Origin of the sequence: Acetobacter nitrogenifigens DSM 23921 = NBRC 105050, assembly GCF_000429165.1 — a bacterium.
Classification (GTDB): Bacteria; Pseudomonadota; Alphaproteobacteria; order Acetobacterales; family Acetobacteraceae; genus Acetobacter; species Acetobacter nitrogenifigens.
Window position 1 is genome coordinate 501,434 of record NZ_AUBI01000001.1, and the last position, 20,693, is coordinate 522,126.

The following is a 20,693-nucleotide window of genomic DNA, read 5'->3' on the forward strand; positions in this document are numbered from 1 at the left end:
AACCCTCGTCCTTCGCCGTCCCCAGATCGTCGGCTGATCAGTCGCATTCTGGCGGCGACGCGTCGTCTTCGGTCGAGTCGGCGGCCTCCCCAAGTGGATGATGGGCGAGCACGACCTCGCGCAGCCTGTCGGCCTGCACATGCGTATATATTTGCGTGGTCGCTATGTCGGCGTGCCCAAGCAATGTCTGCAGCGTCCGTAAATCCGCGCCGTGCGCCAGCATATGCGTCGCGAATGAGTGCCTCAGCGTGTGCGGCGACAAACGCGCGACGTCGAGATCCGCCCGGGTGGCGATGTCCGCAAGAATCTTGTCGAACCCCTGCCGAGTGAGCGCGCGCAGCGGGTTGCGTCCAGGAAAAACGAACGGGCTGCCTTTCGTTTCGTCCGCGCGCATCAGCGCCACCGCCGCCTCTCGCGCGGGGTCGGATAACGGCACCAGCCGCTCCCTGCCGCCCTTGCCTCTTACAAGAAGCATCCGTGCGCGATCCCGAAAAGCGGCCCTGCGCAACGCCAGCAACTCGGAAACGCGGAGCCCGGTTGAATAGAGCAGCTCTATCGCCGCCCGCCCGACCAGCAGACGGCGCGTCAATTCCGGCGACGCCCTCTCGTCAGGACGGCAAGCGCCGATGAGCGACAGAACCTCTGCCTCGGAGAGAAATTTCGGCAACGAATCCTGTGGCGACGGCGCATCGAGTCGGGCCGCTGGATTGTCAGGCCGCCGACCGTCCCGGAGCAGGAAGAGAAAATATTGTCGGACGCAGGAAACACGGCGGCTGATCGTCCGGCGCGATAACCCTGCGGCGCCCATCTCCGCCACCCATGCCTGCAGCCCCTCGCCAGAAGCTTCCGGCAAGGCTTCGCCCCGCGCGGCGAGACTGTCGGAGCATTCCGAAAGATCGCGCGTGTACGCGGCCAGCGTGGCCGGGGCGGCGCCGCGCTCCGCCGCAAGCATTTCAAGAAAAGCGTCCACCAGAGCGCCGGTCACTGACGGTTCAGCCTTTTACTGGCTGACATATGATCGTAGCCGACGGCGGAGCACACGGGCGCCAGCCCGATCCCGCACGGCGTCAGCGCCCGGCAGCCGCTGGCGTCGACGGAGGAACCGAAGAGGCCGCCGCCGGGGCCGCAGCGACAGGTGCTGGCGCCGCAGGAGCCGTCATCGCACCGGGCGGAATGACGTTCGGGAGAGCTTCTGCTGGCGGGGCGCTGGAGGCGAACGCGCTGGAAGGCAGGGTCTTATGGACGACCTGCTGGACGGGCGACTGCGGCGAAGTTCCCAGCATCGCGATCCCCCCCACGAGGATTACGACGACCAGAGCGGCCACAATGATGACGAGTCGACGCATTCCTGTCTCTATGCTCCACAACTGTCGGGCGCGCGCCCGTTCTCCACGCAATAGCGGGTCTTCCCTCGCTCTATGTTACGATGCCGTCCATGTCACGCACTCGCCAAGCCCATACCAACGCCGACGCCGCCGACGTCTATTCGGAACACGAAGACGCGCACGCCATCGCGACGCCGCCGGACCTGCCGCTCAACCTCGACGTGGTGCGCTCCGCCGCCGGATTCGGACCGCTCTCGGGGCGCAGCATCGTGTTGATCGGCCTTATGGGCGCTGGAAAGAGCACCATCGGCCGCAGACTCGCCGAACGCCTGAGGCTCGGCTTCGTCGACGCCGACGCTGAAATAGAACGGGCCGCCGGTTGCTCGATCAGCGACGTGTTCCGCCTTTATGGAGAGCAGGCGTTTCGCGAGGGCGAGCGGCGTGTGATCCGACGGCTTCTGGACGGACCGCCCTGCGTCCTGGCTACCGGAGGCGGCGCGTTCATGAACGCCGAAACCCGCGCCCTGATCCGGGAACGCGCGATGTCGGTATGGCTGCGCTGTCCCCTGCCCATGCTGGTGCGACGCGTCGCCGGGCGCTCACACCGCCCCCTGCTGAACGACGCGCGTCCGAAGGACGTACTTGAAAGACTGATGACGGAACGCCACCCGATATACGCGGAAGCCGACGTCATCGTACAATGTGGAGACGACAACGTGGATAACGGGACAACGCGGGTCATCGAGGCGCTGGCGCAAAGCAGACGGCCCCGCCGCCTCGCCATCACGCTGGAGAAAGCCTCTTACGAAGTCGTGATCGGCTCCAGCCTGCTGGCCCGCGCCGGCTTGCTGCTCGCGCCGCTGCTGCCTCAGCCGCGAGTCGTCGTGATCACGGACGAAACAGTCGCCTCGCTTCATCTGCAAAGCCTGCTCGACTCCCTTTCGGATTCGGGAATCCGTTCGCAGACCGTGATCGTTCCTCCTGGAGAGCGATCAAAGTCTCTCGAAGAGTACAAGCGTGTAACGGACGCCGTGCTGGAAACGGGTGTGGAGCGCCGGACGACGATCATCGCCTTCGGCGGCGGAATCGTCGGCGATCTGGCCGGCTTCGTCGCCGCAACAACGTTGCGCGGGCTTCCGTTCGCGCAGATCCCGACGACCCTGCTGTCGCAGGTCGACTCGTCGGTTGGCGGAAAGACCGGAATCAACACGAGTTGGGGCAAAAACCTGCTCGGCGCGTTCCATCAACCGATCGCCGTTCTGGCGGACGTATCCACCCTGCGCACCCTGCCTCAGCGGGAGTTGATCGCCGGTTACGCCGAGATCCTCAAGGCCGGTCTTATCAGCGATCCTGCGCTGTTTGCGTGGTGCGAAGCCAATGCCTCTGCGGTTCTGTCACAGGACGCAGGCGCGCTGACCGAAGCGGTCGAACGCGCCTGCGCATTCAAGGCGTCGGTCGTCGCTGACGATGAATTCGAGCGGCGGTCCGATGGCGGTCGGGCTCTTTTGAATCTCGGCCACACGTTCGGACACGCGCTCGAGGCGGAGATGGGATACGACGGCAGCCTGCTGCATGGCGAAGCGGTCTCGATCGGCCTGCGTCTGGCCTTCCTGCTCTCCGTGCGTCTTGGCGTCTGCCCGCAGGAAGACCTCGACCGCGTGACCGCGCATCTGGAGGCGCACGAGATGCCGTCGCGTATCTCCTCGCTCTCTCGCCCCGTCACGGCGGATGCGCTGGTCGCCCACATGGCGCGGGACAAGAAGATGAGCGACGGAAAGCTGAGCTTCGTTCTGGTGAAAGGCATCGGACAGGCGTTCAGCTCCCGCGACGTTCCGATGCCTCTGGTGCGTGACATTCTGATCGAGGACGGCGCCCTGAACATTAGCGATGCACGTGGCGAATAGCTGAGAAGCAAAACTATTACGAAAACGAACACGTTACGGGCATGATTTTAATGCCAATCTCCGCGTCGGCGTATTAAAAGCGCCGCAAGCAGGGATTTTCTTAAAGGGCGGTCGTTTTGATTGCCCTGTTTTCTGCCTAAATTTTTGCCTACCGAAATGAAGTGTTGCATATAAAACACGCTTATGGCTTGTAATGTCTGATAGAGCTAAACAGCGGGTTCCATTGGAGGAACCGCTGGCCCTATAGGGCTTTCAGACATCTTGCGGGGGCTGACACGCCAATGGTAGGCGTCGGCCCCGACAGATGAGGGAAGAGGACGAAAAAATGCGTCTCCGCACGGCGTTACTCGCAACAACCTTGATGGCCGCGGCGCCTGTGGCTGCATCGGCCACGACGATCACTGGCCCGTATATCAATCTCGGCGGCGGCTATGATCTGACCCAGACCCAGCACGCTCACTTCTCCCCGACGACGCAGGCGGACGGATCTGAATCCAATTCCGGCACGTCCTCGAAGTTCCGTCACAAGGACGGCTTCACGGGCTTCGGCGCGTTCGGTTGGGGCTTCGGCAACGGTCTCCGCGCTGAGCTCGAAGGCGTTTACAACTACTCGCAGATCAACCACCGCAACGCGACGCCTGTCGCCGGCTCGACCAGCGGCAGCGATCAGTCGTACGGCGGTTTCGTCAACGTCCTGTATGACATCGATCTGAAGCAGTTCGGCATCGATGCGCCGATCACGCCGTTCGTCGGCGTTGGCGCCGGTTACCTGTGGCAGCACTACAACCCGATCACCACCACCTACGCGAACGGCAACGTCAACCGCGTCGGCGGAACGAACGGCGGCTTCGCCTATCAGGGCATCGTCGGCGCCGCCTACGACATTCCGTCGGTTCCGGGCCTAGCGATCACGACCGAATACCGCATGATCGGCCAGACGTTCACGGACGGCGCTTACTCGTCGACCTCGTGGAACGGCTCGGGCGTTCACAAGGGTAACGTGAACTTCGACCACCGCTTCAACCACCAGTTCATCCTGAGCCTGCGTTACGCGTTCGACACGGCTCCGCCGCCGCCGCCGCCGGCTCCGGTCGCTCCGCCGCCGGTCGTCGCTCCGGCTCGCACGTACCTCGTGTTCTTCGACTGGGATAAGTCGATCCTCACGGCGCGCGCTCGCCAGATCGTCGCCGAGGCTGCTCAGGCTTCGACGCACGTTCAGACGACGCGTATCGAAGTTAACGGCTACACCGACAACTCGTCGGCTCGTGGCGGCGCTTCGGGTGCGAAGTACAACATGGGCCTGTCCATCCGTCGCGCTGACAGCGTGAAGGCTGAACTGATCCGTGACGGCGTTCCGGCGACCGCCATCGACATTCACGGCTATGGCGAGCAGCACCCGCTGGTCCCGACGGGTCCGAACACCCGCGAGCCGCAGAACCGTCGCGTCGAGATCATCCTGCACTGATCGACTCGTCGATCCAGTCTGGATATCGGAGGAAAGGGCGCCATTCGGTGCCCTTTTTTCTTGCCTCTCGTCCGCTGCGAAATAGCCTGCTTGCAGCGCGCCTTGTCATGGCTTCTTCACGCGATCAGGATCTCACCTGACATGGCCTCCGCCCATCCGCCTCTCTCCGCCCAGCGCCTTGCCAAGATGCAGCGATTCCTGAAGTTCGGCCTAATCGGTAGCCTCGGTTTTCTGTGGGATACCGGCACGGTCTACGCACTTCGCCCAATTATCGGACTTGGTCTGGCAACCCTTGCGGCCTATTTCGTCGCCGCCTCGCTCAACTGGCTGGCCAATCGTCTCTGGACGTTCCGTGGCGTTGGGCTGGACGAACATCCAGTGCTGCAATGGCTTCGGTTTCTGACAGCCAACAGCCTCGGCTTTCTCCTCAACCGCGGCGCGGTCTATCTGCTGTTTTATCTGGAGCCATTCTGCGTCCAGCACCCGGTCACAGCCATCGCCGTCGGGTCGCTCACAGGAATGCTGGCGAATTTCAACCTCAGCCAACGCCTGGTTTTCCGCGAACGACCACCGCACTCCGCGCTCGATCTCGCCGAGATCGCCACGGGCCTGACCAGCGCGGAAAAATCCGATTCAGAAGACAGCGCCGCCGCATAAAACCGTTCTGGCGAGCAGAGCGTCGTCCCCGACACTTCCGGGGCGGGCTCGACTAGGTTAAATCTGCCTGAGAACCAGTTTCCGACCATCTTTCGGCCGCGCGGCTGTCCTCGGGCGCCACGCATCCATATCCCCGGGATATCCGTCCGCCGCCATGCCTACGACAAACGACATCCGCGCCGCGTTCCTCGATTATTTCGCGTCGCAGGGGCACCAGATCGTGCCGTCCTCCCCCCTCGTTCCCCGCAACGATCCGACGCTGTTGTTCACCAACGCCGGAATGGTGCAGTTCAAGAACGTGTTCACAGGGCAGGAAACGCGCCCCTACAACCGGGCCACAACGGCGCAGAAAGTCGTCCGCGCAGGCGGCAAGCACAACGACCTCGACAACGTCGGCTATACCGCGCGCCATCACACGTTCTTCGAGATGATGGGCAACTTCTCGTTCGGTGATTACTTCAAACCGCTCGCCATCGAACTAGCGTGGAATCTGATCACGCGTGATTTCGGGCTGCCGAAAGACAAGCTGCTGGTCACCGTCTACTCGGAAGACGAAGATGCTGCGGCGCTGTGGCGCAAGATCGCCGGTCTTTCTGACGACCGCATCATCCGCATCCCGACCTCCGACAATTTCTGGCGCATGGGCGACGTCGGCCCCTGCGGCCCCTGCTCCGAGATCTTTTACGACCACGGCCCCGACGTTCCAGGCGGCCCGCCGGGCTCGCCCGATGAGGACGGAGACCGTTTCGTCGAGATCTGGAACCTCGTGTTCATGCAGTTCTTCGAGGATCCGCCAGGCACGCGAACGCCGCTGCCACGTCCGTCGATCGACACCGGCATGGGCCTTGAACGCTTCGCCGCGATCATGCAGGGCAAGCGCGACAATTACGACACCGATACGCTGCGGGCGCTGATCCTCGCCTCCGCCGACGCGACCGGACAGGACCCGGACGGACAGTTCAAGTCCAGCCATCGCGTGATCGCCGATCACCTGCGCTCAACCGCGTTCCTGATCGCCGACGGCGTCCTGCCCGCAAAAGACGGGCGTGGCTACGTGCTACGCCGCATCATGCGCCGCGCCATGCGGCACCTGCACATGATGGGCACGACCGATCCGGTCTTCTACAAGCTGCTGCCGGCTTTGATCCGCCAGATGGGCGCAGCCTACCCCGAACTGGGACAGGCCGAGGCGCTGATCCGCGAAACGATGCTGGGTGAAGAAGAGCGCTTCAAGGCAATGCTTGGACGCGGCCTCGGCCTGCTCGGCGAAGAAACCGACAAGCTGCCATCGGGCGGCGCGTTGCCCGGCGACGTGGCGTTCAAGCTGTACGACACATTCGGCTTCCCGCTCGACCTGACACAGGACGCGCTCCGTTCCAGCGGCCACACGGTAGACGTCGACGGCTTCGACGCCGCGATGAAGCAACAGCGTGAGCGCGCCCGCGCCGCGTGGACCGGCTCCGGCGACACCGCGACGGAGACCGTCTGGTTCGAAGCACGCGACCGTTTCGGCGCGAGCGAGTTCCTTGGCTACAGCACCGAAGTCGCGGACGGCGAGATTCAGGCGATCGCGCTCGGCGACCGTCTGGTCGAGAGCGCAGGTCCCGGCGAGCAGGTCGCCATCCTGCTCAACCAGACCCCGTTCTACGGCGAAAGCGGCGGACAGGTCGGCGACACGGGCGAGATCACCGCGCCGGGTGTTCGCATCGCCGTCACTGACACGCAGAAGAAGCTCGGCGATCTGCTAGTGCATTACGGCACGGTCACCGAAGGAACCGTGAAACCCGGCCTCGCCATCCACGCCGTCGTCGACCACACGCGACGCAGCGCCATCCGCGCCCACCACTCCGCGACACATCTTCTGCACGAAGCGCTGCGTCGGCGTCTGGGCGAGCACGTCACGCAGAAGGGCAGCCTGAACGCGCCGGACCGTCTGCGCTTCGACGTCAGCCAGCCGCGCCCGATCACGCGCGAGGAACTGGCCGAGGTCGAGGCCGAGGTGAACGCCCGCATCCGTGAAAACACGGCGGTGACGACGCGCATCATGACGCCGGAGCAGGCCGTCGCCGAAGGCGCCATGGCCCTGTTCGGCGAGAAATATGGCGACGAGGTCCGCGTCGTCTCCATGGGCGCCTCCGACGACAAGTCCGGCTGGTCCGTGGAACTGTGCGGCGGCACCCACGTCGCACGCACCGGCGATATCGGCCTGTTCCGCATTTCCTCGGAAAGCGGCGTGTCGGCGGGCGTCCGTCGTATCGAAGCCCTCGCCGGTCCCGCCGCCGAAGCCGCCGCCAACCTGAACGATGAGCGGCTGTTCCAGATCGCCGCCATGCTGCGCGTTAACGCCGCAGAAGCGCCGGAGCGGCTGGCGACGATCCTCGAAGAGCGCAAGGCGATGGAAAAACGCATCGCCGATCTCCAGCGCAAGCTCGCAGCGGGAGGAACCGAAGCCGCAGGCGTGGAGACCATCGCTGGCGTTCCGTTTGCAGGCCGCAACATCGGCGACACGCCCGCACGTGAACTGAAGGGGTTGGCCGAGACCATCGGCAAGCAGATCGGCGTGGGCGTGGTGGCGCTTGTTTCCACCGCCGACGGCAAGGGAACCGTAGTGGTGTCCGTGAACCCGGAACTGCCGGAAGCCATCGACGCAGTGGCCCTCGTCCGCGCCGCAAGCGCCGCGCTGGGCGGCAAGGGCGGCGGCGGACGGCGCGACATGGCGCAGGCTGGCGGACCGGACGTTGGGGCCGCCGATGCGGCGCTGGACGCGGTGCGGGCGGGCATTGTTGTTGCGGCGCAGGGGTAGGCTGATTGCTGAGTGATGCCGCAGCGCTGAAAACGGAAAAGCCCCTCGTGTGAACGGGGGGTTTTTCGTATGTGGTTATTTTTGCGCGACTATGACCGCTTTCGCCCTCATCGCAGACATTCAAACGGTTGTGACAGGAGTCCGAAAGCCGACATTCGTTAGGTGAGTCGCATAGACCCAGTTTGGAGACGAGTGGTCGCTTGCTGCGCGTCATCTATTATCACCTGAGGTTGTGACGGCCGATCAGGACTCGGCTGCACCACTGCAACATCGCCTGTCCGCACAGTAACCTTGGCGACCGATTCCGCTTCGCCCCACCTATATCAAGGCAATGGCGACGGATACAAAAGTGTACCAACAATTAAGCTGGAGACCCACAAGAACCGATCGTTTGCGTCAGTCATTATCACATTTATTAAATTCCGTATAAAACGCGTATATAAGTTCATAAAACGGTGATATAATTACTCTAACCATGAGGGGTCTATCTCTAGTGCGCTCCTCCCCAATGTAATATCGGAGATGACCATTGACCAGACGAAAGACTGCCAAGGACTTTGACCCTCAAAACGCTGACATGGAGGTAATAGCTCAGGATGTGGCTCGCACAATGAACCCCAATCTCGAACAAATTCGGGGTCCGAGCAATGACGCCGGAGATGACGGATTATTCCGAGACACGAAAACGGGCCGCCTCCTTACAGTAGAATCTAAATTCGTGCGGCAGCAGAACAATATCTCTAAAGGTGCCGTCGTGAACTTAGACGAGGCAGGAGCCCGGAACGGAGAGATGTACGGGGCAGAGTCTGATGGTTTACTTGTTACAACGTCGGGAGATACGGGAAGAGGCGCCAAACAAGCGGTAAGACAGGCGGCAAGCGAAGGCCGGAAAATCGAGATCGTTGGCTTCACACAACTTCAGAATATCGCCCGAAACCCCGAAACTGACCCAGACCTTGCCCAGCGTATCGAAGCCGCGCTGAAAAAAAAGGCCCGTCGTGTCACCTCTCAAAATGGAGACGTACTAAATGGCAGCCGAGTTATAACACCTACTCCACGATCCCTTGTCGCCGCGACAAGTGGCCAGACACTACTCTAACAGGTTGTTAAAAAAGCCATTGGAACGGCGCTGAAGGTTTCTTCATCGCCGTTGTGTTATTCGAAATCGATCATCTACGTTTTGGATTTTTGAAATAAGCGTCGGGCATCTTGCAGAATTGCGAGCAGAGCATTAACCCCCGCAAGAACGCAGCGCGCCAGTCATTTAACCCAAAATCCCTAGCCCACTGTTCGGATACAGTTTTGAGATAGGCGCAACGCAACTTAGCCGCATCTTTCCCTGTAAAGCCGAGTAGAGCGACTTTTTGGCTAAATAAAAAATTATTTATTGGTGCCGCGTAACGCGTATTCAGTTCGAGTTTTTCGAATTGATAGCGAAGCCGTTCTACAGTTTGTGAGGACAGTGTCGGGTGCGAAATACTAAAGATCACGCGTAGCGTTCCTCGAGTATAGCTCACTTTTGCATGTAAAAAAGGCTCATCGTTCCAATGATCCGGAAGATTTTCATAATAAGCGTGAATGAAACCTTTGTTTCCTTTAGGGGCAGCCGTACCCTTTTTCCTATTGCAAGGCTGGCATGCTGGAATAAGGTTGCGCGGATAGATTGCTAATGCCTTGTACTTTGAGCGTGGGAGATAATGATCAAGCGTGGTTGGGTCGCCATAACCACATAAGGGACATTCTGAGGCACCCGTCAGAAGGCGTCCACGCAGCTTTTCAAGTCGACCACCAATTTGAATCTGACTATAACAATCATGTAGAGTTTGCTCACAGCCTTTGAGAACCGCAGGCTTCAGGCCGCTGATAGGCTGACCTTGCTGGGTTTCATAGAGGGCATAAAGATCCTTTATGGCGATCCACTCTGCGTTACTTAAGGTGTATATGGGCGGCGCGGTTTTGCGGGATAGCGCTGTTCGCACTTGCGTGCGTGCCATACGCACAGCTGGAGGATCAAGAGTCCACATTGATTATCCTTCGTCTCCTGCCTGCGCATCCCGGTCTGCCATTCGGCTCATAACATAAGCACGAGCCTGAAAGCTGAGACCCCGCTCGAAAAGATCTTCGATCTGCTGTTGGGACATGCCGGCGTTAACAAGTTCGTCAAGGACGTTGTGATAATCGGTAACATTAGTATTCAAACCGAATACAGCGTTAGTAATCTCACCAATGCTTTCACCATAAGTTTCAATACGAGGTCGCAATATAGTCGTGATTGAGCCCGATCGCCGCACTATGGCCACATGTTGTCCTAGAGTTTCTTGCGCCACCACTGGAGAATGAGTTGCAACGATGGCAAAAGCATCGTGCGCGGCGAGAATGGTCCGAGTTGCATGCATCAGTGCTGCCAGCAATGGTGGATGCAGATGACTTTCGGGCTCATCCATAAGGATAAGACTCTTGGGTTCGACATAAGCAATAAGAGCTGCAATCAAATGAAGAACAATCTTATGACCAGTGCTTCGGGTAAGGAACATAGCCCGGGGATTGGAGGTAAGAAAAGCTGCCGGCCTCTCGTCGGCAAAATCTGCAAAAGAGGCGTCACTGAGCAGAATTTCTAATATGTCCTGCAAGAGCGGCATGCGTGCATGCTTTTTGATCCGTCGAATCATGACGTCAAATTCATCGGCAAGAGTATCAGCTGATTTAAGATAAGTTTTTACTTGTCGATCTCGGCCGAAAGCGCCAAGTTCTTCATTTACGCTGCTGAAACGCTTGTTTACTTTATCAATGGTCTCGTCAAGAAGTTCACTTAGCTCGCGACCAATATCTCGCAGACCGCAATAAACATAACGGCCAGCCCCAACCGATAAGTCACTAGCAATTTGTTGTTTGTCGGCACGTGAAATACCAGGGACATGAAAAGTATCAAATGCGCTATACGAAACTGCAATAATACGGGTGAAACCTATTCCCTTAGGTTCGATTTTTCCTAGTCTTCGGATTGACTTCCTAGAACGCTCCATTGGCGAGGCATGCAGTACTCGCGCAAGTCTTGCTAGCAAAGTGCTCTTTCCAGATCCGTTTTCGCCGGTTATCACTGCAATCCTCTCAGGTAATCGCGTATTAAGTCGGCGCTTTCCTGCTGTATCTTCAGATGAGTTGTTGCCAGCAAAGGAAATTTTTAGTGACTTATTCCAATTGCGGACCCTAAAAGACATTTCAATGCCAAGCGACGCAAGGGCACTGTAATCACGTTCTACCAGAACCATCGCAACTGAACGATATTCGGCTATACTGCTTGAATCGCGCATGATCGAGGTATTCCAACCTCGTTCATTAACAAACTTCTCGGCATGATCGGGATATTTCAATGCGTCACGGAGTCCAAGTAGGACCGCATTCCGATCCTCGGCTGAAAGCTGAGCAAGCCTCTCATAATAATCGAGAGACTGACCAAGAGAGCAGTAAGCCTCGGAGAGAGGCTCAAGCGTCCCTACAGGAAGTACGTCGCTAGAACCCTCAACTTGTCCACGTTTCAGAATTTTTACGTTTCCGATAAACCCTTCGAATTCGTTTCCAAAATAATAGACATGGTATTGTGTGCGATATGAAAAGTCGTTCCAAAGATCCTGTTCAAGAACCAAGCCCTTATATCCATGGGGCACGCCACGCTGTGGCGGAATCACTGTTATTTTCATGCCAAAGCTCTTATGATTCTACTCTTTGAAATCCATCTTACACGTTGATGGATATGTTGGTTGATCTAAATTGTCGGGGCTATTCTTCCATAAATTCCCTTGCATATGAGCATTTTATATCTTCAATAATTATTATAATGTTTCCTATAGTGGGGCACTTCAAAAGCTATCTTTAGTCAGATTCAATGTCCGATAATTTAAATTTTTATGCCAAACAGCCGACCTTCCGTTTCCCCTCCCAAAGTAGTCACAACACACGACGTCTTACGTCCTTTTCTTCAAAAAAGACGCAATCTCAGCTCTCACCCGTTAATCAAATCCAGAGCAAGCCGATTATGGTCCGCCACCAGCCTACGCTCATCCGTGACCAGTAAAACCCCGCCACGCACCAGCACCCGACCATTCACCATCGTCAGCGCCGCACGCACCGGGGAGCAGAACAGCAACGCCGCAAGCGGATCGCACTGCGCCCCCGCGTGCTCGATCCCGGAGATATCGAACGCCGCGAGGTCCGCCGCCATACCGGGCTCAATCGTCCCGACGTCATCGCGGCCAAGCACCTCCGCCCCTCCCCTCGTCGCGATCTCCAGCACCTCGCGCGCACCCAGCAACGGCCCGTTCGTCTGATCCAGCACGCGGCCCAGCAGCATCGCCTGCCGCGCCTCGCCCAGCATGTGGCCTCCGTCGTTCGACGCCGAACCATCAACGCCAAGCGCCACCGGCACGCCTGCCGCACGCATCACGCGCACCGGCGCAATACCCGAGCCCAGACGCATATTCGAGCAGGGGCAATGCGCAACGCCCGTTCGCGTTGCCGCAAACCGCGAAATGCCGTCCTGATCGAGTTTCACGCAATGCGCGTGCCACACGTCCGCGCCAAGCCAGCCGAGATCTTCGGCGTAATGAGCAGGCGTTTTTCCGAATTTCTCCAGACTGTAGGAGACGTCGCTGTCATTCTCCGCAAGATGCGTGTGCAGAGTCGTGCCTGTGGCGCGGGCGAGCGACGCCGCGTCGCGCATCAGCCCCTCACTCACCGAAAACGGCGAGCACGGCGCGACGACGACGCGCCGCATGGAAAAGCGCGAAGCGTCATGCCACCGCTCGATCACGCGTTGCGTATCGGCCAGAATAGAACGCTCGTCCTCGACCAGCGAGTCCGGAGGCAGGCCCCCGTCGCTTTCGCCGACACTCATGGAGCCGCGCGCGGCATGGAAGCGCATGCCCATGTCCTCGGCGGCCTCGATCTGGTCATCGAGGCGCGCGCCGTTGGGAAACAGGTAGAGATGATCGCTACTGGTCGTGCAGCCCGACAGCAGAAGTTCCGCCATTGCTGTGCGTGTAGAGGCCCGGATCATCTCCGGCGTCAGACGCGCCCAGATCGGATACAGCGCACGCAACCAGCCGAACAGCGACACGTCCTGCGCCTCCGGCACGGCGCGGGTCAGCGTCTGATACATGTGGTGGTGGGTGTTGATCAGGCCGGGCAGCAGCACGTGCCCGGCGAGATCGATGCGCTCCGACGCCTCGGGCTCCGGGTCCGTGGCGGCTCCCACTGCCGTAATCTGATTGTCCGTGACCAGAACCCAGCCGCCGGGCAACTCCCGGCGCTGGCCGTCCATGGTCGCCACATAGGCGTTAGAAAGCAGGACGGTTTTCGTCACGACGGGGCCTCCGCAGGCTGCTTGCTTTTTCTACCAGAACGCAGGCCCGCGTCGCTCGAGACGAAAAGGCTGTTTCAGCGCCGTCCTGCCGGAGCCGATGCGGGCGTGCTGTGCACCGCGGGCGGCGGCAGAAGCGACTGCACGAAATACAGCGTCCCGTTCGACTGCGGCGCGCCTGTGACCCACAGCCGCGTCACGACGCCCGCTCCGTTGGACAGCACGATCTGACCGCTCGACGCCTCGACCGTAGCAACGATGGAGGCGCCGCCAATGGTCGGCAGCGCAAACGCGCCGTTGGGCGAGTGCGCGATCGCTTTCGCGATCTTCGGCGCGGGCCAATTCCCCTCTACGATCGTGTAGGACAGAAGCGACTTCAGGGCCGGAGCGTTCGCCGGAGCCAGAATTCCGCCCGGGAACTGTGTGGAGTAATGTTCCAGCGGGCTGTTCGGGATGGCGAACACCGTGAATGGCCCATTACGCTGCAGAAGCCTGAACATATCCGCATCCTGCAGGGCCTTGCGATAATCGGCCAGCTCGATGGCGGCCATCAGCGATTCGGAAATCGGACGGTCGCAGTAGATCGGCGTTTCAGGGTCCGGGTACGCGATCGCGCTGTCCGGCGCCGCGCCTTTGGGTGCGTAGGTTCTGGCGCCGGACACAGTGGGCGCCATGAAGGAACAGGCGCCGGTAGGCTTCGTATAAGGGTCCTGCCTCGCGGAACTTTCGCATCCTCCGAGCGACAGAGCCGTCCCGAGGACGAGCCCCGCCACGCCGAACCGTCCAGCCAGACCTGGCAGCATCCCGTTCCTCACGTTTTCAATCATTGACATTCAGCCGCATCACAACTGACGCGGCTCGCGCCGAGCGTATTCACGCCCGGTTTCGAAGACGTAAAGCCGCCTCCCGAGCGAAAGTCGCACATGGCGTCCAGTTTCAAACTGTCGGCCTAGCAACCGTCGCCGCGCATCGTCCAACCGGACACGACGCCGTTGGCGAGTTCGAAAGTCGTCTGACAGGAGCTGTTGTAGTAGCTGGGCGGCATTCCGCCGCCACCCCAACCGCCGCCCCAGCCATTACCCCAGCCGCCCATGCCGCCGCCCCAACCCCAGCCGCCGCCGCCCCAGCCAGGGCTGCCGCCCCAGCCCCAGCCCCAGGCGCTGCCGGTTCCCGGCGAATAGCTGGTCTGGTTGTCGATGTAGGCGAGGAAGGTGTGGCCAGACGCCTGGAAGGTTCGCGTCGGCACGCCAAATGCGCGGATCACGTCGACTTCGGTCTTGCCAATCAGCGTATTGAGTTGGGCGCGCTGTTCGGCGCTCGGGCCGGATGAACAGGCCGTGAGGACGACCGCCGTCGCCACTGCGCAGAGACGCTTGGATTTCATCAGCTCGCCCCTCACTGGTTGTCTATGCTCAACGCCGGCGCGCCCGTCCGACGGAGCCGCGCCCATAGCGGCTCTGAATTCCCTAACGACTGACGCGCGCCTAAGTTACGCGAAATCCCTAAAGCCACAAGATATCAGCCAGTCGCGGCGCCCCGGTCGCGAGCATAACCAGACGGTCAAAGCCAAGCGCGATCCCCGAGGTCGGCGGCATATCGGGCAGCGCATCGAGAAGCGCCTCGTCGAGAGGCCAGTCCGGGCGCGACGGATAAAGCGACCTGCGCCGCCCCCGATCAATCTCAAAGCGGCGCTTCTGCTCCGCCGCATCGGTCAACTCTTCGAAGGCGTTCGCAAGCTCGACCCCGCCTATATAAAGTTCGAAGCGCAGGGCGGCGCGCGGATCGTCAGGACAGGCGCGCGCCAATGCCGCCTGACTCACGGGCCAGTGCGTCAGAAACGTCGGACGGTCGCGCCCGATCACTGGCTCCACACGCTCGAGTAGCAGGCGAAAGAACAGATCCTCCCACGTCTCCCCATCCCGAAGGACGCAACCGGCCTGCGACGCCAGCCCCGCCGCATCCTCGGCCGTTTCGAGCAAGTCGGCGCCGACATACCGATGAAACGCCTCCGCGACCGTCAGTCTCTCGAACGGCAAGTCGATGGGAATGTCCCGGCCGCCTCGATGGATCGTCAGCGGTAGAGCAAGCCGGGTCAGGACCTCCGTCTCATCCATCAGAGAAGAGAGAGAGGCCCCTGGCCGATACCATTCCAGCATGGTGAACTCGGCGGCGTGCAGATCGCTTCCTTCGCCATTTCGCCATACGCGAGCGAGTTGAAAGACCGGCAACCCTGTCGCCGCGACGATGCGTTTCATCGCAAATTCGGGACTGGTGTGGAGGAACAGATCCTCCACGCCGCCATCCGGAAACTCACGCCGCGTGGCGAACGGGTATAGATGCGTCTCCTCGCCCGGAGCCGGAACGGCGTAAGGCGTCTCGACCTCCAGATAGCCTCGCCCGTCGAAGAACGCCCGGACCGCGCGCACCAGCAGGGCGCGTCTACGCAGGAGCGGAAGACGCTCGGCGATCCTGCCCGGATCTGTTCGCGCTCCGGTCACGAGTGTAGACCGCCCTTTCTGGCCTGCACTGCCGCTTCCCATGTCCCGCCCCCTGTTTTCCGACGCCCGACATAATTACGCGTCGCCAACGATCTCGCCCAGATCCTCCCGTGCGCCAGATACTCCCTGCGCAATCCGACCGAAGGCCGAACTGTTCATATCGCCTTACGCCAGAACGACCGAAAGCAGGCCATGAATGGCGCAGGAAGCACCATTCATGAACCTGGGCGCGCGACGAAACCGCCGCTTATCGCCGTAGCCTCACGCGGCCGCAACGCCGCCTTTCGCCCGCGCAGTTGCGCGCGCGACGCCGGGAACGGTAAAGACCGCTCATGCCAGAGATTTCCTCATCTCCTGACGCCCGTCACGAGGCGCCGTCCCAGACGCACGCCCGAAAGGCCGCCCGCGCGCAACGGACGTTACGCACGCCTGGAGACCTGCTCGAATCGGGACTGATCGACCGCGACGCCCTCGCGGATGTGACCCGCGTGTCCCAACGCTACGCCACCGCCATTCCGGACGTCTTTCGCGCCTTGATCGAACATCCGGACGATCCGATCGGCCTGCAGGTCATACCGCACGCCGACGAACTGATCCTCTCTCCCGACGAGGACGCCGATCCCATCGCCGACGACGCGCTGTCGCCTGTGCCGGGCATCGTGCGGCGTTACGCCGACCGCGCGTTGCTCAAGCCGCTTCTGGTCTGTCCGCTTTACTGCCGGTTCTGCTTTCGCCGCGAACATGTCGGTCCGGATGGCGGCCTGCTTGGCGACGACGATCTGGATCGCGCGCTTGGCTGGCTGTCCGATCACGCCGAAATCCGAGAAGTGATCCTGACCGGCGGCGATCCGCTGATGCTGTCGCCCCGGCGTCTCTCGACCATCATGGCACGGCTGAACGCGATTCCGCACGTCACCACCATACGCATTCACAGCCGCGTTCCCCTCGCCGCGCCGGAGCGGGTCAGCGGCGAGTTGCTGGACGCGCTGGAGACCGACCGCGCGCTCTGGCTGGCGCTGCACGCCAATCACGCCCGCGAATTCACGCAGGCTGGAGACGCCGCCCTACGTACGATCATCCGCCGGGGCATTCCCGTGCTCGGTCAGTCTGTGTTGCTGCGTGGGGTCAATGACAGCAGCGCGGCGCTGGAGGATCTGTTTCGCGCCATGGTCGAACGACGCGTCAAACCCTACTACCTCCATCAACTGGACCGGGCGCCCGGCACGGCGCGGTTCCATGTGCCCATAGAAGAAGGCCGCGCACTGCTCGCGTCGCTGCGCGGTCGCGTGACAGGTCTCGCATGGCCGACCTACGTCCTCGATATCCCGGGCGGCCATGGCAAGGCGCCGCTGGGGCCGGATTATGTCGACCTCGACTCCGGCATGATCATCGATCCGTCCGGGCAAACTCACGCTCTTGGCGCCGCGTGAGGTGAACCTGGCGACTTGAAGATCTCAGCGCCCTGCAGCCAACGGAGATCAGATTCGACCGGAACCCTGGGAAGATTGAAAATAGATTGTTATATTCAATAAATATCCGTAAATATAAATTTTTATACAAATATTATTAATAATACAACCTGATTTCCCTCTTTCCAATGTTCAATAATATGCCCAAGAGCAGTCGCTTCCCTCTTCGCCGCTTTTCTCTTCAGGATTTTGAATGACGAAAGTCGCTGCCGTTCTTTTCGTAAAAAACGAAGTGGAGGACATCGTCTGGTGGCTCGCATGGCACTTCGCCATCGGTTTCGATACCGTATTCGTCTACGACGACGACTCAACCGACGGAACGCGCGAACTCGTACAAGCTGCGGCGTGGTCGGTGGACGTCCGCTGCCGCAAAGCCCTTCCGGCGCTGCGTTTCAATCAACGCCAGAATTTGACGTACATGGCCGCACTGGATGAGGCGCGTGCAGAATTCGACTGGGTCATCTTTCTCGACGCTGACGAATATCTCGACATCAAATCAGGCGAGAACGTTCACGACTTCCTCGCCCGTTATCCGAACGCTGACGGAGTCGCCATCAACTGGACCTGCTTCGGCAGCGGCGGCCACGTCCTCAAACCGTCCACGCCGAACGTATTTGAAACCTACCTGAGTCATTCGACCGAGGATCTGGAAGAAAACAGGATCGTCAAATCCTTCGTTCGCCCAAAGGCCACGGCGACCGAATACATGAACCCCCATCGCTTTCATGTGCGCGGTCGCTACGTGCTTCCTTCCGGTGAAGACGTGACGTGGTCGGACGAACATCCCGAACGCATCGCCGGACGCCCGGACTGGAGCGTCGCGACGATCCGCCATTACATCGTCCGCAGTGCGGAGCACTACGTAAGGAAGGTGGCGCGACGCAGCGATCTGCGGGAAGCGCGGGTCAATATCGGTCTCTTCGTATATCACGACACAAACAACGTGTTCTCGCCGGGCCTCGACGCGCGACACTGGCGGATGTTCCAGATCGTCCACAGCGTGCAGAACTCTCTTGCCCGACGCGCCCTCGCCCTCGTCTTTCCCCACCGCATGACGGATCAGGCAGTCGTCGTGACCGCTTCTCTTTCGCCCGGCTTCCGTCAGTGGGAGTTGCACACCGGCGAGGGAATGCAACTTTGCTACGACGCCCACACTGGCAGCATCGCCCAGGCGCGATCGCCCGAAGCGGAAAAAAATCTCGTCAGACTCTCCGCCCTCATCGTCGATGCGCAGCCCGACGTTGTCTATCTGGTCGCAGCGGAGCCTGTCGTCTCCCTGCACCTTACCCGCGATTGCCGCGTTTCTTCGGTTCTTTCATTCAGGCTTTCGCATGGTGAACAAGGCGATATCGGATTGCGCAGCCCGCATTCCGGCAAGGCGGTCTGCTGCCTGCCCCCGCAGTCCGGCCAATCCGTATCGTCACATGTGGAGCTTGATCGCGAGGCCATTCTGGGGTGGGAGGGATTTAAGTTTATCGAGCGCGCAACGCCGCCCGGAGCGCTTGCGCTCATCGTGGCGGACATCGTCCAGAGACAGGCGCGTGGCGAGGATATTCCGCACTATGCGGACGCGGGCGAGAAGTTCACCGCCGACGCCTATATCGCGACGATCTCAGCCCTGGAGAGAACAGCCATAGACGCGTGGCGTGCGGCCCACGGCGTCCCCAATGTTCCCTGGCTGGACAACGCGCAACCCCATACACTGTAACAGCCACAGGGCGGCAGTTATGGGGTCATGCCTTTTGCGGCGCGACGACCCGGGCGACGCAGCATTCGATCTCCGCGCACGAAGACCTGCTGTCGCGAGATCAGGCCGGGGCTGAGCAAGCCTCGTCGACGCGATCCCGCAAGCAACACGCCCCACCGTTTCGGGGGCCATGCGTCCCACCCCCGATGACGCAGCGACGCGGGTAAAAAATCCACCCGCATCCTGACGCTTACGAATTTACATATGCGTCGACGTCGTGTCCGCCCCTGGAGCAGGAGACGACTGGACGCTCGGCTGAGATGCCGAGCCCATATTTCCAGGCTCCGCCGAGTGCTCGACGTCGTAGGCCGTCGCTTTCTGGGCGTACGTTCCTTTCACGCCCGGATGCTCCTGATCATACAGAGCCGCCTTCGCCTTCGCTTCCTTGCGATATTTGTGACGGACATACATGCCGGTCACGCAGCCGCCGACCGCCCCGAGCACGCCGTGATTCGCCAGATGGCCGCCGACAGCGCCCGCCGCGCCGTATTTGATGCAACCGCCAGGCTCAGCGTTGGCGACGGAAAGTGAACCCGCCATCATGGTTACGGCGAGAGTCGCCGTCAGAACTTTACGCATCGATATAATCCTAAACTGCCAGGACGCCGGGACCCGGCGCACGCACATCATGCCGCCGAATTGTGGCGACAGCCAGTACGCCAGAAAGCGCGCCGTCATCGCGCAGTCTTGACGCTCCCCTCCCGGTGCGGCCATGAGCTAAGCCAGTTTCGCCAGCCCCCACGAACGGACGCGACCGCCGCGCCCGAGAACCGTCTACGCCGGAGCCTGAATCCATGCAGCTTTCCCGCCGCGTCCTTCTCGCCGCCAGTCTATCCGCGCCCGCAGCTACCCTTGCGCCACGATTCGCACTGGCCGACGCCGTCGATCCGCGCATGGCCCAACGCTCGTTCGGCTCCGCGAACGCCAAGGTCGTGGTGGAGGAATGGTTCTCCCTAACCTGTACTCACTGCGCGCGCTTCGCGATGGACGTGTTCCCCGACATCCGTAAAAAGCTGATCGACACGGGCCGCATCCGCTATGTCTTCTGCGATTTCCCGCTCGATCGCGTGGCGTTGATGGCTGCGCAGGTCGCGCGGGCGCTGCCGCCGGAGCGTTACGAAGCGTTCGTCCTCTCTCTCCTGTCCAATCAGGATCGCTGGGCGTTCGTGCAGGATGGCAACCCCGAGGACCAGCTTCGCAAGATGTCGGCTCTCGCCGGCATGTCGGCCGATAATTTCGACCGCGTCGTCAACGACGTCGCCCTGCAAAACGCCATCCTCGCGGAGCAGAACCGGGCCGAAGCCGCGTACAAGATCGACAGCACGCCGACCTTCCGCTTCAACGACGAAGTGTACCGTCAGGGCGAACTGACCTATGACGCGTTCGCCCAGAAAGTCGCCGACGCCGAAAAGGCCGCCGGCGTCCACACGGCGCAGCAAGGCTCTCGCACACCTTGAACGCTCCCTGCA

General features: G+C 60.8%; 17 protein-coding genes. 8 read left to right on the top strand and 9 right to left on the bottom strand.

Annotated features, from left to right (window positions below):
* Window positions 1-37: 37 nt before the first annotated feature.
* Window positions 38-985 carry a tyrosine recombinase gene (locus G442_RS0102310; protein WP_026396683.1) on the bottom strand — a complete coding sequence of 316 codons (948 nt, stop codon included), beginning with the start codon at window positions 983-985 and terminating at the stop codon, window positions 38-40.
* An 82-nt stretch (window positions 986-1,067) separates the two neighbouring features.
* Window positions 1,068-1,346, bottom strand: coding sequence for a hypothetical protein (locus tag G442_RS20510; protein ID WP_051291825.1), 279 nt, complete (start codon window positions 1,344-1,346; stop codon window positions 1,068-1,070).
* 89 nt (window positions 1,347-1,435) lie between these two features.
* Here G442_RS20510 and aroB point away from each other — a divergent pair, with 89 nt between their 5' ends.
* The 5 genes from aroB to G442_RS0102340 all read left to right on the top strand — a co-directional run bounded on the left by aroB (window position 1,436) and on the right by G442_RS0102340 (window position 9,253).
* Window positions 1,436-3,229, top strand: coding sequence for a 3-dehydroquinate synthase (aroB, locus tag G442_RS20515; protein ID WP_051291826.1), 1,794 nt, complete (start codon window positions 1,436-1,438; stop codon window positions 3,227-3,229).
* A 325-nt stretch (window positions 3,230-3,554) separates the two neighbouring features.
* Window positions 3,555-4,694: an OmpA family protein gene (locus G442_RS0102325; RefSeq protein ID WP_026396684.1), complete on the top strand. Its 1,140-nt coding sequence runs from the start codon at window positions 3,555-3,557 to the stop codon at window positions 4,692-4,694.
* Window positions 4,695-4,835: 141 nt separating this feature from the next.
* Complete coding sequence (locus G442_RS20520) at window positions 4,836-5,351, top strand: GtrA family protein (protein ID WP_035376110.1); 516 nt, start codon at window positions 4,836-4,838, stop codon at window positions 5,349-5,351.
* Window positions 5,352-5,505: 154 nt separating this feature from the next.
* Window positions 5,506-8,154, top strand: coding sequence for an alanine--tRNA ligase (gene alaS / locus G442_RS0102335; protein WP_026396685.1), 2,649 nt, complete (start codon window positions 5,506-5,508; stop codon window positions 8,152-8,154).
* A 610-nt stretch (window positions 8,155-8,764) separates the two neighbouring features.
* The gene (locus G442_RS0102340) at window positions 8,765-9,253 is read left to right on the top strand and encodes a hypothetical protein (RefSeq protein ID WP_161628321.1); all 489 of its coding nucleotides are present in this window, start codon (window positions 8,765-8,767) and stop codon (window positions 9,251-9,253) included.
* A 70-nt stretch (window positions 9,254-9,323) separates the two neighbouring features.
* Here G442_RS0102340 and G442_RS24830 read toward each other — a convergent pair whose 3' ends face one another.
* The 6 genes from G442_RS24830 to epmA form a co-directional block, all read right to left on the bottom strand.
* The gene (locus G442_RS24830) at window positions 9,324-10,178 is read right to left on the bottom strand and encodes an HNH endonuclease (protein WP_146882100.1); all 855 of its coding nucleotides are present in this window, start codon (window positions 10,176-10,178) and stop codon (window positions 9,324-9,326) included.
* Between the two features lie 3 nt (window positions 10,179-10,181).
* Complete coding sequence (locus G442_RS24220; protein ID WP_084440296.1) at window positions 10,182-11,852, bottom strand: AAA family ATPase; 1,671 nt, start codon at window positions 11,850-11,852, stop codon at window positions 10,182-10,184.
* A gap of 302 nt (window positions 11,853-12,154) precedes the next feature.
* Window positions 12,155-13,513, bottom strand: coding sequence for an 8-oxoguanine deaminase (locus tag G442_RS0102350; protein ID WP_084440297.1), 1,359 nt, complete (start codon window positions 13,511-13,513; stop codon window positions 12,155-12,157).
* A gap of 74 nt (window positions 13,514-13,587) precedes the next feature.
* The gene (locus G442_RS20530; protein WP_161628322.1) at window positions 13,588-14,337 is read right to left on the bottom strand and encodes a fasciclin domain-containing protein; all 750 of its coding nucleotides are present in this window, start codon (window positions 14,335-14,337) and stop codon (window positions 13,588-13,590) included.
* A gap of 122 nt (window positions 14,338-14,459) precedes the next feature.
* On the bottom strand, window positions 14,460-14,894 hold the full coding sequence (locus tag G442_RS0102360; protein ID WP_026396688.1) for a hypothetical protein: 435 nt from the start codon (window positions 14,892-14,894) through the stop codon (window positions 14,460-14,462).
* 118 nt (window positions 14,895-15,012) lie between these two features.
* A complete protein-coding gene (epmA, locus tag G442_RS0102365) occupies window positions 15,013-16,050 on the bottom strand; it encodes an EF-P lysine aminoacylase EpmA (protein WP_051291828.1) in 1,038 nt (345 codons plus the stop codon).
* Between the two features lie 290 nt (window positions 16,051-16,340).
* Here epmA and G442_RS0102370 point away from each other — a divergent pair, with 290 nt between their 5' ends.
* Window positions 16,341-17,438 (top strand): lysine-2,3-aminomutase-like protein, encoded by a 1,098-nt coding sequence (locus G442_RS0102370; RefSeq protein WP_026396690.1) that lies wholly within the window; start codon window positions 16,341-16,343, stop codon window positions 17,436-17,438.
* A 232-nt stretch (window positions 17,439-17,670) separates the two neighbouring features.
* The gene (locus G442_RS23805) at window positions 17,671-19,185 is read left to right on the top strand and encodes a glycosyltransferase family 2 protein (RefSeq protein ID WP_051291829.1); all 1,515 of its coding nucleotides are present in this window, start codon (window positions 17,671-17,673) and stop codon (window positions 19,183-19,185) included.
* 237 nt (window positions 19,186-19,422) lie between these two features.
* Here G442_RS23805 and G442_RS0102380 read toward each other — a convergent pair whose 3' ends face one another.
* Window positions 19,423-19,803, bottom strand: coding sequence for a hypothetical protein (locus G442_RS0102380; RefSeq protein WP_026396691.1), 381 nt, complete (start codon window positions 19,801-19,803; stop codon window positions 19,423-19,425).
* A 215-nt stretch (window positions 19,804-20,018) separates the two neighbouring features.
* Between G442_RS0102380 and G442_RS20540 the strand changes: the two genes are divergently transcribed.
* Window positions 20,019-20,681: a thioredoxin domain-containing protein gene (locus tag G442_RS20540; protein WP_051291830.1), complete on the top strand. Its 663-nt coding sequence runs from the start codon at window positions 20,019-20,021 to the stop codon at window positions 20,679-20,681.
* The last annotated feature ends 12 nt before the right edge of the window (window positions 20,682-20,693 follow it).

Excerpts from the sequence above, each read along its gene's own strand:
- G442_RS20510 (WP_051291825.1), bottom strand. The coding sequence starts at position 1,346 with ATGCGTCGACTCGTCATCATTGTGGCCGCTCTGGTCGTCGTAATCCTC.
- aroB (WP_051291826.1), top strand. The coding sequence starts at position 1,436 with ATGTCACGCACTCGCCAAGCCCATACCAACGCCGACGCCGCCGACGTC.
- G442_RS0102325 (WP_026396684.1), top strand. The coding sequence starts at position 3,555 with ATGCGTCTCCGCACGGCGTTACTCGCAACAACCTTGATGGCCGCGGCG.
- G442_RS20520 (WP_035376110.1), top strand. The coding sequence starts at position 4,836 with ATGGCCTCCGCCCATCCGCCTCTCTCCGCCCAGCGCCTTGCCAAGATG.
- alaS (WP_026396685.1), top strand. The coding sequence starts at position 5,506 with ATGCCTACGACAAACGACATCCGCGCCGCGTTCCTCGATTATTTCGCG.
- G442_RS0102340 (WP_161628321.1), top strand. The coding sequence starts at position 8,765 with ATGAACCCCAATCTCGAACAAATTCGGGGTCCGAGCAATGACGCCGGA.
- G442_RS24830 (WP_146882100.1), bottom strand. The coding sequence starts at position 10,178 with ATGTGGACTCTTGATCCTCCAGCTGTGCGTATGGCACGCACGCAAGTG.
- G442_RS24220 (WP_084440296.1), bottom strand. The coding sequence starts at position 11,852 with ATGAAAATAACAGTGATTCCGCCACAGCGTGGCGTGCCCCATGGATAT.
- G442_RS20530 (WP_161628322.1), bottom strand. The coding sequence starts at position 14,337 with ATGATTGAAAACGTGAGGAACGGGATGCTGCCAGGTCTGGCTGGACGG.
- G442_RS0102360 (WP_026396688.1), bottom strand. The coding sequence starts at position 14,894 with ATGAAATCCAAGCGTCTCTGCGCAGTGGCGACGGCGGTCGTCCTCACG.
- epmA (WP_051291828.1), bottom strand. The coding sequence starts at position 16,050 with ATGGGAAGCGGCAGTGCAGGCCAGAAAGGGCGGTCTACACTCGTGACC.
- G442_RS0102370 (WP_026396690.1), top strand. The coding sequence starts at position 16,341 with ATGCCAGAGATTTCCTCATCTCCTGACGCCCGTCACGAGGCGCCGTCC.
- G442_RS23805 (WP_051291829.1), top strand. The coding sequence starts at position 17,671 with ATGACGAAAGTCGCTGCCGTTCTTTTCGTAAAAAACGAAGTGGAGGAC.
- G442_RS0102380 (WP_026396691.1), bottom strand. The coding sequence starts at position 19,803 with ATGCGTAAAGTTCTGACGGCGACTCTCGCCGTAACCATGATGGCGGGT.
- G442_RS20540 (WP_051291830.1), top strand. The coding sequence starts at position 20,019 with ATGCAGCTTTCCCGCCGCGTCCTTCTCGCCGCCAGTCTATCCGCGCCC.